Here is a 14,198-nt window from a genome sequence, read left to right on the forward strand (position 1 = left end):
GCCACCTTATTGTTCCTCCAGGCATGCTATGCGCTGGCCGCTTTGTGCGTCGAACAAATGCACGCCGGAGAGCTTCGGCTGCAGCCAGATATTATCGCCCTCTTTCACCGCCAGGCGCTGCTTAAAGACCGAAGTAAAAGCGCCGCCGCCGGTGTCGCAGAACAGCTGCATGTCTGAGCCGGTGTTTTCCACCGCCGTGACCTTTGCCGCCAGCGCATCATCGCGCGCCTCGTGCACCACGTTGACCTGTTCCGGGCGAATCGCATACACCACCTGCTGGCCATGTTTGACCTGCATGCCCGTCGGCAGCGCCAGCAGCGAACCATCCTTCAGACGCAGGCTGGTGACGCTGCCATTGAGCACCACTTCGCCCGGCAGTTGGTTGATTTCAGGCGATCCGATAAAACCAGCAACGAACAGATTGGCCGGCTGGTCATACAGCTCCAGCGGCGTCCCGGCCTGTTCGATACGACCATCGCGCAGCACCACAATCATCTGGCCCATAGTCATGGCTTCAATCTGATCGTGGGTCACGTATACCGAGGTGGTTTTCAGGCGTCGGTGCAGGTCGCGAATCTCGCCGCGCACCTGGGTACGCAGCTTGGCATCCAGGTTAGAGAGCGGTTCATCAAACAGGAACACCTGCGGTTTACGCACGATAGCGCGCCCCATCGCCACGCGCTGACGCTGGCCGCCGGAAAGGTCCTTCGGCAGACGCTCCAACAGCGGTCCCAGCCCCAGCAGCGACGCGGCTTCGTTCACTTTGTCGTTAATTTCGCCTTTCGGCAAACGCGCCATTTTCAGGGCAAATCCCATGTTTTCACGCACCGTCATCTGCGGATAGAGCGCGTAGCTCTGAAATACCATCGCAATATCGCGCAGTTTTGGCTCCACGTCAGTGACGTTCCGCTCGTTAATATGCACTTCGCCGCCGGAAATCTCTTCCAGACCGGCAATCATCCGCAGCAGCGTTGACTTGCCGCAGCCGCTCGGGCCCACCAGAACGCAAAACTCGCCGTCAGGAATAGTCAACGACACATCTTTAATGACGTGTGCCTCGCCGTATGATTTACGCACGTTATTCAGTACAACGGATCCCATCGGTAGCTCCTTATCCTTTGACCGCGCCGGACATAATCCCGCGGTTGAAATGTTTTTGCAGGCCCAGGTAGACGATGATGCTCGGCAGCATCGCTAACAGCGTAATGGCGATAAAAATGTTTGGCGTGATGCTCTCATCGGTACGCAGCGTGCCGAGGATCACCGGAATGGTGTTCAGGCTGTCCTGGTTCACCACAATGAGCGGCAATAAATACTGGTCCCAAATCATGATGAAGCCGAAGGTGACCACCGTGCCCAGCGCCGGCTTCACCAGCGGCAGGATGACGTGGAAGAAAATCTGCCACTCGTTGGCACCGTCAATCCGCGCCGCCTCTTCCAGCTCTTTCGGAATCGCCGACATAAATTCGGTCAGCACGAAGATGGAGAACGCCCAGCCGACCACCGGCAAGATCATCCCGAGGTAGCTGTTGTACAGCGAGGCGTCAATAAACGGCAGCCGCCAGTTAATGATCATGTACAGCGGAATGGCGATGACCTCTTCCGGCAGCATCATGGTCGAGAGAATGACCAGGCTCACCAGCGCCACGCCGCGAAACTTTTTACGCGCCAGCGCATAGGCGGCCAGCGCGCTCACCGACACCTGCAGGATGGTGCCGAAGAACACCACCAGGATGGAGTTCAGCAGATACTGCCAGACGCCAATGTCCTGCCAGGCAAAGATAAAGTTTTCCAGCGAGAACTGGTTCGGCCACGCCAGCAGCTCCCCCGGCTTCACCGGCGCGCCGCTGAACGCGGTCGCGACGATGCCCCAGAATGGTCCAACAAAAACAATCAACAGCAGCGCATAGATGCACCAGCGTCCTGCGGTATCCCAACGTTTACTTAACATCGCGGCTCCTTAGTAACGTGCGATACGTTTTTTCAGCGTCAGATGGCAGATGGTTAACACCACCGTGAAGGCGAACAGCAGGAATGACACCGCCGAGGCGTAGCCGTAGTCGAACTGTTCAAAGCCCAGCTTGTAGATATGGGTCATGATCATCTCCGTGGCGTTAGACGGCCCGCCGCCGGTGGTGGCATACACTTCGGCAAACACACGGAAGCCACGAATGAACGAAAGCATCAGCACTACCGACAGCGCGGGGATCATGCCGGGCAGCGTGACGTAGCGCAGGCGGTTCCACCAGTTTGCGCCGTCGACGTTGGCGGCGTCGTACAGATCGCGGCTAATGCCTGCCAGCCCGGCGATGAAAATCACCATGTTGTAGGGCACCGCTTTCCAGATATGCAGCAACATAATCACCCCAAGCGCCTGATCGGAGCTGGCCAGAAACCCCTGGTCGGCCACGCCAAACCAGCTGAGAATATGGTTTACCACCCCATTCGGCGTTGGGTTGAACAAAATACGCCACATTTCGGCGACAATCGCCGCACTGGTTACCGCAGGCAGGAAGATGGCGGTACGGATGAAACGCAAATGGCGCGCCGGGCCTTCCAGCAGCATCGCGAGGAAGAACGCGAGAATTGCGGCCGCAAACATCGTCACTAATACGTACAGCAACGTGTTGACGACCGCCGCGTGCAGCTCCACGTCGGCAAAGGCACGGGTAAAGTTCGCGAACCCCACCCATTCGTCCGGCTGGTTAAAGTTGACCTTATAAAAGCTCATCACCAGACCCTGGATCATCGGGATAAACTTAAACCAGCTGAAGATCACCAGCGCCGGGGCGAGAAACAGCCAGGGTATCAGCGCCCGTTTGCGCTTTGCCGTCAGCCAGCCGGTCGCGTCAGGCGAAGCGGCTTGCTTTAGCGGCGAGGACTTCGTCTCATGCAGCGTCATCACTTACTCCTTTATTTAGCCAGCACATTTTGTTTCGCCAGCTCGGCATTGACCTTCTCGTCCGTCTTTTTCAGCTCTGCGGTAATATCGCTGTTACAGTCAGCAAAGATACGGTTGAAACCGTCGGCAGCGACCTGACGCACCGGCGTCCAGTTAGGGATTTGCGGTACGTAACGGCCCTGCTCGTTATACAGGCGGGCAAAAGTCTCCCAGCGGTCGTCCTGATAGACGTCCTTCACGTTGACATTCTGGTTCACCGGCAGGCGCACCACCGGAATATGCTGGCTGCCCTTGCCCATCCCGATCTCCTGCCCTTCCGGCGAGATCATGAATTCAATAAATTTGCGCGCCGCCTCTTTCTGCTGGCTGCTTTTCATCATAAAGACGGTGGTCCCTTCGGCGAGGGTCGCTTCGCCTTTCGGCCCGACAACCGGCACCACTTCGAATTTCTCCTTACCCGGGTCTTTATCAAACAGCGCAATATGGTACGGGCCGCTGAAGAACATCCCGCTCTGCCCGGAACGGAACGACGGGATCACGTCGGCAGTCGTCGCGTTAATCGCCCCCGGCTGAGTCACCTTCTCGCACATCATGGTGCGCATAAAGGTCATCGCCTGCGCGACCTCCGGCGTAGCCAGCGAGGCGCTGAACGTCCCGTTATGTTCTTTGACGAAATCACCGCCCGCCTGCCAGATAAAGCTACTCATAAACCAACTGGCGTAGCCGCGCGTGGTGGAGCCCGGCATGATAAAGCCGTAGGTATCGTTTTTACCGTTGCCGTCCGGATCCTGGGTGGTAAACGCTTTGGCCAGCGTCTGAATATCCTCCCAGCTTTTCGGCTGCGGCAGACCCAGCTTTTCACGCCAGTCCTTGCGCACAAACAGCGCGAAGGTTTGCGCCGAGGTCGGTACACCGTAGTACTTGCCATCGATATAACGGGTGCTGTTCCAGGCGGTAGGATAAAGCTGGTCGCCGCCGCTGATGGTTTTCGGGTCGATCTCATCAGCAATACCGAGCTGTATAAACTGGCCCAAAGAAGCCGCATCGTTGAAGATTAAATCAGGTAGGGCGTTGCCCGCGCCGCACGCGCCAGGCGCTGCTCGAAGTCGGTCGTGGCATTGAAGTATTCAATTTTTATCCCGGTCTTCTTCTCGAACGTCTCGGCCTCCTGCTTATAGATATTCTTCGAATCGTTGCTGGCGCGGATCCAGACGTTAAGCGTCGTGGCGGCGTAGCTTTGGCTCACACCAAGACCCAGGGCGGAAAGCAGTAATAATGAACGTAATTTATTCGCAGACATGGTGGCATATCCTTTATTGTAGGGCACAACGGTAAATAAATTCGCACCGGCTGTTTATCATTTCCTGATAAGCAGCCGACATTAATACAACGGACGTAAACGTTATTTTCGAATATTAAATAGAAATGTATTTTCCAATACAACCACGCCAAAAAGAAATCCCATTTCAAAAACGCAAAAGTTGAATCAGATCACATGAAAAAGTGACAATAAAAGTGACTTAATTATTAAATCATTAAAAATCATAAAGATATAATTTTACGCATTTCATTGAAGGAATCAAAAAATGTAGAAAATGGCCAAAATATGTGATCCGCACTACATTAAATGCGCCATTTTTTATTCACACCGCTAAATATGATGAAAGTCACAAAAAAAATCACTTTGTCTTTTACACTGCACGAAATCCTATTTCAGAAATTATTTTGTTAATTAAAAAGCCTGCCTTTTGCGTTTTATTAAATACGCAATGGGGTAATTCTCTTGTTATCTTTTCTCATATTTGCAGAAGGGTTATCACTATGAGTTCAATACCACGTCAAGGACTATTAGGCATTGCCTTACTCTGTTCCGGGCTGAGCGCGTCGCTGTACGCCGCCGAACCGTACACGCTGGATGCTAAAGATCTGGCCTTCAGCCGTCAGCAGATCGCCGCCAAAGACCCGCTGTTCGTGCAGGCCGAAGGCGCGCTGTTGAAAAAGGCGGATCTGGCGCTAAAGCACCCGCTGTTTTCAGTTATGGATAAGTCGCTGGTCGCCGCCAGCGGCAACAAGCACGATTACTACAGCTTCCCGCCTTACTGGTGGCCGAACCCCGACACCCAAGACGGCTTGCCGTACATTCGCAAAGATGGGCAAACCAACCCCGATGCCAACAGCGACGCCACCGACAAAAACCGGCTGGTGAAGATGAGCAACGATGTCTCGACCCTGGCACTGGCCTGGTATTTCTCACATGACGACCGCTACGCACAAAAAGCGGCCGCGCAGATAAAATCCTGGTTCCTCGATCCTAAAACCTACATGACGCCCAATCTCCAGCATGCCCAGGCCATTCCCGGTATTAATACCGGGCGTGGCATTGGGATCATCGACAGCCGGGCGCTGGTTGAGGTGGTTGACGCCATCGCCATTCTGCAGCCGTCCGGTGTGCTCAGCGACAAAGAGATCGGCGAGCTGAAGACGTGGTTCGGTGATTTTTATCACTGGATGACCACCAGCCAGAACGGTTTTGAAGAAGAAAACTGGCACAACAACCACGGGACCTATTTCGATATGCAGGCCGCGACATTTGCGCTGTTCAGCGGCAACGCCGACGAAGCCAAAAAACGGCTGTACATCACCCAGCTACGCCGCATCGCCGGGCAGTTTGACATAGAAGGCCGCCAGATGGCCGAGCTGGAGCGCACGCGTCCCTGGCACTACAGCAACTTTAACCTTGATGCGTATAACCGTCTTGGTCGCCTGGGCGAAAAAGCGGGCGTCGATATCTGGAACTTTACCCTCGACGATCACAGCCTGCGCAAGGGCTACCAATACATCGCCGGCTTTATCAACAGCGACGCCGCCTGGCCGTGGAAAGATCTCGATAAAATGGATGACAAAAAAGCGCTGCGTAACCTTGCAAGCGCCGCTCACGCCTGGCCGGATGACGCACAGTTCCGTGAAAAAGCCCGGTGGCTGCGGGCAAAATATCCTGACGATATCACCACGCTGATTGCCCCGCTGCCAGCGTCGACAGAGGCCAGGGAAAACCAATAATGAAACAATTTTCTGGGCTATGGCCCGAGATTGCCAGACGTGCAGCCGGCAATAGCGGCCTGATTGAACGGCTCATTAAGGATGCACAACCGGCGCTCCACGCTGCGGTCTGTATTCCGCAAAGCGGGATCGCCACCTGGAATCTCTACTATTTTTGTCCGCACCACGGGGTGCGGCTGACCTGGCAGGCGGACTCACCGCACCATCATCGCTGCCCGGTGGACGGCGAAGTCTTCAGCGGCGAGCCGTGGGACGGCGCATGGTGGCGAGAAATGAACGGGCGCAACGCCAGCGCCTGTCAGCAGTTGGGGCTACTGTGGCAATTGACTGGCGAAACCGCCTACCGCGACAAAGTACGCACCCTTCTGATGGGCTACGCTGACGTTTATCCGGCCTATGAAGTGCATGGCGATATTCCGCACAACGGCCCGGGGAAAATGAACGCGCAAACTCTGTGCGAAGCCAACTGTATTCTCGATATGGCGCTGGGCTATGACTTTATTTGCCAGAGCCTTAGCGTGGCCGAACGCGAGCATATCAGCCGCCACCTCCTGCGCTGTGCGGCGACCTTTTTACAGGCGCATCGCAGTCCGCAAATCCATAATCATGAGGTGAAAATCAACGCCGCCCTCGGTGTACTGGGTTTTGTGCTGGAAGATGACAGCCTGCTGGAGTTTGCCGTTAACGCTCCCTACGGCCTTCGCTGGCAGCTCGAGCACGGCCTGCTGGCGGAAGGTCTGTGGTTTGAAGGTTCGGTACACTACCACTACTACGCGCTACAGGGCTTTTTTGCCTTTGAAAAACTGGCGCGCGGCAGCCGCTGGAGCCTGATTGACGGCCCGTGGTACCGGCAGATGCTCAGCTTCCCGCTGTCGCTGCTGCTCCCCGACGGTACCTTCCCACGTCTGAACGACTGCATTGCCGGTCAGGAGAAGCTGCACCACCGGGATCTGTACGAATTCGCGTGGTTTATCTGGCGCGATCCGCAGTACGCGGCGGTGCTGCAGTTTACCGATGTGCAGACGGATGAAATGGAAACGCTGCTCTGGCGCGCCCAACCGCTGCCAGAGGTCGCGGCCTCCCCCATCCCCGAGCATTCCCTGTTTGCCCCTGGTGCCGGTTTAACCCTCTGGCGTCGGCCGCAGCAACGGCAGGCGGTGCTGATAAAACACAGCCCATGGGGCGGCGAACATGACCACTACGATCGCCTGAGCCTGCTGCTGTGGCACCGGGACGGCTGGCTACTACCGGATCTTGGCACCACCGGCTACGGGGCCCGAATGCACTATGACTACTACAAAAACAGCGCTACTCACAATACGCTAACGGTTAACCAGACCAATCAGCCGCCTGCCAACCCAACGGTACTGGGCCAGCATCAGGGTGACGACTATTTGTGGCTGGATTGCGAGGTGGACTGGGGGCAACCGCCGCCGACGCTTAACAGCCACACCCGCGTCGAGTGGGACGCCGAAGCCTGGCGCGAGGTACGCTTCCGCCGTCGTCTGCTGTGGCTGGACGATGTGCTGATCGACCTTTCGACGGTCGATAATCCGCATCGCCAGCAGCTTGACTGGACGCTGCATCTGGCGGCGCAGGCGCTTGACCAAAGCGGCACACCACAGCCGTTCTCACTAGGCGGTCCGCTGCGAAACATGTCGTCGTCGACCGTCACGCCGCTGTATGGCTGCCAGCCGCGCCACTTTGCTCGCGAAGGCGATACCTTCGCCCTGTGGCTGGCCGGTGACGGAGAGCTGTGGCAAGGGCTGGCGCCGGATAACCCGGCGGTGAGCGACCTGAGCTATCTGGTTATGCGTAACCATCTGCCGCAGGCACAGTTTGTCTGTCTGTGGGATTTGGCTACCCGCTCACCGCTCACTGAAGTCAGCGTACACACCGCACGAGGCGCTACGCAGCTGACCTTCTGGCGAGGCGAGCGAGCGGCACACGTCACGCTGCACGACGACCCTCAGCTGTTGCCGGATATCCAGCTTTAACCCGCCGCCTTCCGGAAACGGAAGGCGTATCTACCGCTTCTCAACGGTAATCAGGGTGACGAAAGGATGATACTGCCAGGGGATCGAGCCCCCCTGCTGGTACATTTTAGAAATGGTGCCGTCCAGATAGAGCATCTGCCGGACGTTGAGACGAGATTTTGCATAGCAGGCAAAGTCGTAGAAATTGGTTTCGCGTTCGCTCAGCATAAATACCACCTTTCCCTGAGCGGTGATGCCGACGCCGTTGCGCAACTTGCGCGAACTGGCCGACGGCTTGAGTCGCCAGTTGATGATGCCATTTTCAATCAGCATCGGGCCGGACTGAACCGCGTAGTCCATGCCCTTCGTCGACTTTAGCTTATCGAGGCTGACAATTCCCGCCTGCTGACCACGCAGATAGAATACGCCCCCGGGCTTAATGAAAAAGTTGCCGCCGCCGGAAGCCCGGTTGAGGGCCGCTTTGCGCTCGCCGTTTTCAATGTACAACCCCAGCGGCGCATAGGCTTTATCGTAGATTCCGCCGTTCATCGCCATGTGCACCCGACCGTCGTCGTTAATCACATTAAGCAACCCACGCAGCGAACCGTAGGCCTTACCGCCGGGCTTAAGCCAGTACATCGCAATACGCTCGCGAGCAGCATCAACGGTATAGCTTTGCAGCGTCAGTTGAGGATCGGTTAGCGAGCAAGATTCTGCGGCCGCTGCTGTCAGCGGCGCTATCGCCAGCAGCAGCGTTAAACGGGAAGCCATCGCTTACTCGTCTTCGTCCTCAAAGCGGGCGACGATGCGCTCACCGGTGTGGTTCGCACGCAGTTCATCGGCTACCAGCGCAATAGCCTGGCCGCTCGCCATACCTTGCGCCATCAGTTCCTGAATACGCTCGACGGCTTTCTGCTGCTGCTCATGGCTCAGTGAAGGTAATCCTGCAAACATTATTGACTCCTGCTACATTGTGGGCGCTTATTATTTCATGCTGCCCGATTCTTCGCCAGAGGCAGCGCAGACCTGGCTGGACAGAATAACCATGTTACACCCTTCTACGATGACGCTGCCGTGGCGACAGGACGCCGCGGAATTCTATTTTGCCCCGCTCAGCGCCTCTCCGTGGGCGATGATGCTGCACTCCGGCTACGCCGATCACCCGCACAGCCGCTATGACATCGTGGTCGCCGAACCCTGTGCCACGCTGGTAACCCACGGCGAAATAACCGTGGTAAACCACGATGGCAGCAGCCATACCTCAACGGCTGACCCGCTACATCTGTTGCAGCAGACGCTGGACGCGCGCGGTTTTGCTCGCCAGCCGTTAAGCGATTTACCCTTTACCGGCGGTGCCGTTGGGCTTTTCGGCTATGATTTGGGGCGACGGTTCGAAACGCTGCCGCAGCACGCCGAACGCGATATCACGCTGGCAGATATGGCGGTTGGCCTCTACGACTGGGCGCTGATTGTCGACCACCAGCGCGAGGTCGTCACCCTGCTCAGCTACGGCGATATCGATGCGCGTCTGGCATGGCTCCAACAGCAGGCAATGCCTGAGACCGAGCCCTTTGCTCTGACGTCGGCCTGGCACTCAAACATGAGCCGCCAGCAGTATGGCGAGAAGTTCCGCCAGGTGCAGGCCTATCTGCACAGCGGCGACTGCTACCAGGTCAACCTGGCGCAGCGCTTTCAGGCCCGCTATCGCGGCGACGAGTGGGCGGCATTTGTCCGCCTGAATCACGCCAACCGCGCGCCGTTCAGCGCATTTTTACGTTTTGCCGACAGCGCTATTTTAAGCCTGTCGCCGGAGCGTTTTATCCAACTGGAACAAGGGCAGATCCAGACCCGCCCGATTAAAGGCACCCTGCCGCGCCTCGACGATCCGCAGGCCGACGCCGCGCAGGCGCAGAAGCTGGCCGCATCGCCGAAGGATCGGGCAGAAAATCTGATGATTGTCGACCTGATGCGCAACGACATTGGCCGCGTGGCCACACCCGGTAGCGTACGCGTGCCGGAACTGTTTGTCGTCGAACCCTTCCCGGCGGTACACCACCTGGTGAGCACCATCACCGCCGAACTGCCCGCCGCGCTGCACGCCAGCGATCTGCTGCGCGCCGCTTTCCCCGGCGGCTCCATTACCGGTGCGCCGAAGGTGCGGGCAATGGAGATTATTGACGAGCTGGAGCCGCATCGTCGTAACGCCTGGTGCGGCAGCATCGGCTATCTCAGCGCCTGCGGCAATATGGACACCAGCATTACTATCCGTACCGTCACCGCTACCGGCGGCACGCTTTACTGCTCCGCTGGCGGCGGTCTGGTCGCCGACAGTAATGAAGATGCGGAATATCAGGAAACATTTGATAAAGTGAATCGTATCTTACATCAACTGGAGTCCTGAACATGGAAGAGCGTTCGCTGAATCTGGACGACTTTCTCTCCCGCTTTCAGCTGCTTCGCCCGCAGCCCAGCCGCGCGGCCTTAAACGCCCGCCAGGCAGCGGTGCTCGTGCCCATTGTGCGCCGTCCCGAGCCGGGTCTGCTGCTCACGCAGCGCTCAGCGCGTTTGCGCAAACACCCCGGACAGGTAGCGTTCCCCGGCGGCGCGGTAGACAGCAGCGACGCCTCGCTGATTGCCGCTGCCCTGCGTGAAGCACAGGAAGAAGTCGCCATTCCGCCAGAAAGCGTGGAAATTATCGGCATGCTGCCGCCGGTCGACAGCGTCACCGGTTTTCAGGTGACGCCGGTGCTTGGCGTGATCCCGCCGAATTTGCACTATCACGCCAGCGAAGATGAAGTGGCCTCCGTGTTCGAAATGCCGCTGGCCGAAGCGCTGCGTCTGGGCCGTTACCATCCGCTCGACATCCACCGTCGCGGCAATTCGCACCGCGTCTGGCTCTCCTGGTATCAGCACTATTTTGTCTGGGGCATGACCGCCGGCATCATTCGTGAGCTGGCGCTACAAGTGGGCCTGAAGCCCTGACTATACTTATCATAACCGCCGGTTTTCAGTATTAGTAAAATCACAGAGATTCATTAGTTAAATTCATGTGAATAGTTAAGCTGAACGCCGGGTTCCCTCATACACTATGCGCAGTTATTACATCGTTGCCGCAACAACGCGGCAACCCTGTCAGGAGTGTTAAAGTGATTAGTATATTCGACATGTTTAAGGTGGGGATTGGTCCCTCATCTTCCCATACTGTAGGGCCGATGAAGGCTGGCAAACAGTTCGTCGATGACCTGGTCGAAAAGGGACTGATTGATGACGTGACGCGCGTTGCCGTCGACGTCTACGGTTCACTGTCCCTCACCGGTAAGGGCCACCATACCGATATCGCGATTATTATGGGGCTGGCGGGTAACCAGCCGGACACCGTCGATATCGATGCGATCCCGGCGTTTATTCGTGACGTAGAAACCCGCGGCCGCCTGCTGCTGGCCAACGGGCGCGTGGAAGTTGATTTCCCGGCCGATGACGGCATGCGTTTTCGCAGCGAAAACCTCTCGCTGCATGAAAACGCCATGCGTATTCACGCCTAGGCCGGAGAAACTCTGGTTTACAGCAAAACCTACTACTCTATCGGCGGTGGCTTTATCGTCGATGAAGAACATTTCGGCAAAGAAGCCAGCGACGCGGTCAGCGTACCCTACCCGTTTGCTTCCGCCACGGAAATGCTCGGCTACTGCAAAGAAACCGGGCTGTCGCTCTCCGGTATGGTGATGCAAAACGAGCTGGCACTGCACAGCAAAAAAGAGATTGAAGACTATTTTGCCAACGTCTGGCAGACCATGCGCGCCTGTATCGACCGTGGCATGAACACCGAAGGCATCCTGCCTGGGCCGCTGCGCGTCCCGCGCCGTGCCTCTGCGCTGCGCCGCATGCTGGTGTCCAGCGATAAGCTCTCCCACGACCCGATGAACGTGGTTGACTGGGTGAATATGTTTGCGCTGGCGGTCAACGAAGAGAACGCCGCCGGTGGCCGCGTGGTTACCGCACCGACAAACGGGGCCTGTGGGATCGTACCGGCGGTACTGGCCTACTACGATCACTTTATCGAGTCGGTAAGTCCGGATATCTACATCCGCTATTTCCTTGCGGCGGGCGCTATTGGGGCGCTGTACAAGATGAACGCGTCTATTTCCGGTGCCGAAGTAGGCTGCCAGGGGGAAGTGGGCGTGGCCTGCTCAATGGCGGCGGCCGGCCTCGCGGAACTGCTGGGCGCGAGCCCGGAGCAGGTATGTATCGCGGCGGAAATCGGCATGGAGCACAACCTGGGGCTGACCTGTGACCCGGTGGCCGGTCAGGTGCAGGTGCCGTGCATTGAACGTAATGCGATCGCCTCGGTGAAAGCGATCAACGCCGCGCGGATGGCGATGCGTCGTACCAGCGAGCCGCGCGTGTCGCTCGATAAAGTCATTGAAACCATGTACGAGACCGGCAAAGACATGAATGCCAAATACCGCGAAACGTCGCGCGGCGGTCTGGCCATCAAAGTACAGTGTGACTAATCAGCCTTTTCACCCACCCCCTAATACGGGTGGGTGATTTATCTCCTTATTTTCCTCACAATTTTCGCTTCCCACTACACTTGCTGTGTCGGCACTGGTATTTTCATTATCAATACATCCGCACTGAGCATCGGAAATGCAGACAGCACAATGGATTATCAGGCAGTACCTCCGTAAGCGAATCGCGGTATGTATGGTGATCGCGGTCTGCGCCTTCGCGCTCACCCTGGGGACACGATTTATTTCGCAGCGTGGCGAAAATCAGAAACAGCTAGACCAGCTCACCGCGCATTCCGTTGAGCGATTGAATAAAATATTACAGCCGCTGCAATCTCGGCGCAGCGACATGCTGGCGCTGGTGGGCCAGCCCTGTCAGGCCATCCATTTGCCGTTGCGCAAGCTGGCCGTTGCGCTGCAAACCGTGCGCTCTATTGCGCTGGTAAAAGCCGGTAAGCTGTACTGTTCCAGCGCGCTGGGCGCACGTGACGTTGCGCTACACAGCCTCCAGCCACAGTTGCCCAGCCGTCTGCCGCTGCTGGCGCTGACGCTCGATCACTCCCTGATCGTGGGAACACCAATTCTGATTCAGTGGTACCCGGCCTCCGACGACGGTCAGGACGGCGTCATGGTCTCGATTAATATTGATTTGATCAGCAATATCATTCTTGAACCCTCGCCGCCGTTAATTAACCGTATCAGCCTGAACGTGGGCGATCTGAATTATCAGCACGGTCCTGGCATTAATAACGCGCTGTCGCCGGGTGACGACAAAATCTATACCCGTACATCCACCGCCTTCCCCTTTAGCATCAGTGCCTTGAGTCCGGGCCCCGCGCGGCTTGCGCTACGCAATCTGATCACCGATCTGCCGCTGGCAATTATTATGAGCGTGCTGTTTACATGGATTGCCTGGCTGGCAACCGCTGGGCGGCTGAGCTTCTCACGCGAGATCAACATGGGCATCGCCGGTAAAGAGTTCAGCCTCTACTGTCAACCGCAGATGGACGCCCGTATGCAGCGCTGCATCGGCGTTGAGATCCTGCTCCGCTGGCACAATCCCCGAGTGGGCTGGGTAGAGCCGGACGTGTTTATCCCGATTGCGGAAACGCAAAACCTGATTATTCCCCTTACCCGCTATGTCATTAGCGAAACGGCGAAAAAACTGCATTTGTTTCCCAACGACCGCGCGTTTCAGATAGGTATTAACGTCGCGGCTGCGCACTTTAAACATGGTCGGCTGCTGAAGGATTTACAGCAGCACTGGTTTAGCTATCAGCCGGTACAGCAGTTGACCATCGAGTTAACGGAACGCGATGCTCCGCATGATGTGAGCTATCCGCTACGCAGTGAACTGGGAAATCATCAGGTTAAGCTGGCAATTGACGATTTCGGAACCGGCAATAGCTCCCTCTCCTGGCTGGAGATGCTGCATCCTGACGTGCTGAAGATTGATAAAGCATTCACCGCGGCAATTGGCACCGATGCGGTGAACTCCGCGGTGACGGACATTATCATCGCGCTGGGGCAGCGCCTGAATATTGAGCTGATTGCAGAAGGGGTTGAGACGCAGGATCAGGCGCTTTACCTGCAGCGCCACGGCGTGCATTTACTGCAGGGATATTTGTTCTCACCGCCAATGCCGCTGGCGGATTTCCCCCGCTGGCTGGCTGAGAATGAAGCAGAAAAAGTCTAGCCGCAGGAGCAGGCAAAACCCCGGCGTCGGCGCTGATACGCCTCGGCCGGGTGAAC

10 protein-coding genes and 2 pseudogenes are annotated in these 14,198 nt (G+C 57.0%); 6 read left to right on the forward strand and 6 right to left on the reverse strand.

Annotation, left to right across the window (positions count from 1 at the left end):
• Window positions 1-6: 6 nt before the first annotated feature.
• The 4 genes and pseudogenes from H7R76_RS12845 to H7R76_RS12860 form a co-directional block, all read right to left on the reverse strand.
• Complete coding sequence (locus H7R76_RS12845; protein WP_106927675.1) at window positions 7-1,101, reverse strand: ABC transporter ATP-binding protein; 1,095 nt, start codon at window positions 1,099-1,101, stop codon at window positions 7-9.
• Between the two features lie 10 nt (window positions 1,102-1,111).
• A complete protein-coding gene (locus tag H7R76_RS12850; protein ID WP_064544808.1) occupies window positions 1,112-1,951 on the reverse strand; it encodes a carbohydrate ABC transporter permease in 840 nt (279 codons plus the stop codon).
• A gap of 9 nt (window positions 1,952-1,960) precedes the next feature.
• On the reverse strand, window positions 1,961-2,902 hold the full coding sequence (locus H7R76_RS12855) for a carbohydrate ABC transporter permease (RefSeq protein ID WP_223878943.1): 942 nt from the start codon (window positions 2,900-2,902) through the stop codon (window positions 1,961-1,963).
• A gap of 11 nt (window positions 2,903-2,913) precedes the next feature.
• Window positions 2,914-4,202 (reverse strand): annotated as a pseudogene (locus H7R76_RS12860) (ABC transporter substrate-binding protein).
• Window positions 4,203-4,723: 521 nt separating this feature from the next.
• On the opposite strand from H7R76_RS12860, the gene H7R76_RS12865 reads away from it, so the two are divergent.
• On the forward strand, window positions 4,724-5,962 hold the full coding sequence (locus H7R76_RS12865; protein WP_106927679.1) for an alginate lyase family protein: 1,239 nt from the start codon (window positions 4,724-4,726) through the stop codon (window positions 5,960-5,962).
• A complete protein-coding gene (locus H7R76_RS12870; RefSeq protein ID WP_182930433.1) occupies window positions 5,962-7,959 on the forward strand; it encodes a heparinase II/III domain-containing protein in 1,998 nt (665 codons plus the stop codon). The genes H7R76_RS12865 and H7R76_RS12870 overlap by 1 nt, the downstream gene beginning before the upstream one ends.
• Before the next feature lie 30 nt (window positions 7,960-7,989).
• Here H7R76_RS12870 and H7R76_RS12875 read toward each other — a convergent pair whose 3' ends face one another.
• Window positions 7,990-8,709 (reverse strand): phosphodiester glycosidase family protein, encoded by a 720-nt coding sequence (locus tag H7R76_RS12875; protein WP_182965389.1) that lies wholly within the window; start codon window positions 8,707-8,709, stop codon window positions 7,990-7,992.
• Between the two features lie 3 nt (window positions 8,710-8,712).
• Window positions 8,713-8,892 (reverse strand): YoaH family protein, encoded by a 180-nt coding sequence (locus tag H7R76_RS12880; RefSeq protein ID WP_106927685.1) that lies wholly within the window; start codon window positions 8,890-8,892, stop codon window positions 8,713-8,715.
• 91 nt (window positions 8,893-8,983) lie between these two features.
• On the opposite strand from H7R76_RS12880, the gene pabB reads away from it, so the two are divergent.
• From pabB to pdeD, 4 genes and pseudogenes are all read left to right on the forward strand, one after another.
• Window positions 8,984-10,339, forward strand: coding sequence for an aminodeoxychorismate synthase component 1 (gene pabB, locus H7R76_RS12885; protein WP_182965391.1), 1,356 nt, complete (start codon window positions 8,984-8,986; stop codon window positions 10,337-10,339).
• A gap of 2 nt (window positions 10,340-10,341) precedes the next feature.
• Entirely contained in the window at window positions 10,342-10,920 is a 579-nt protein-coding gene (locus tag H7R76_RS12890; RefSeq protein ID WP_106927687.1) for a CoA pyrophosphatase, read from the forward strand.
• A gap of 164 nt (window positions 10,921-11,084) precedes the next feature.
• Window positions 11,085-12,449 (forward strand): annotated as a pseudogene (gene sdaA / locus H7R76_RS12895) (L-serine ammonia-lyase).
• A gap of 136 nt (window positions 12,450-12,585) precedes the next feature.
• A complete protein-coding gene (gene pdeD, locus H7R76_RS12900) occupies window positions 12,586-14,142 on the forward strand; it encodes a cyclic di-3',5'-guanosine monophosphate phosphodiesterase PdeD (RefSeq protein ID WP_182965393.1) in 1,557 nt (518 codons plus the stop codon).
• Window positions 14,143-14,198 lie beyond the last annotated feature (56 nt).

Origin of the sequence: Klebsiella sp. WP8-S18-ESBL-06 (assembly GCF_014169755.1) — a bacterium.
GTDB classification, from domain to species: Bacteria; Pseudomonadota; Gammaproteobacteria; order Enterobacterales; family Enterobacteriaceae; genus Kluyvera; species Kluyvera ascorbata_B.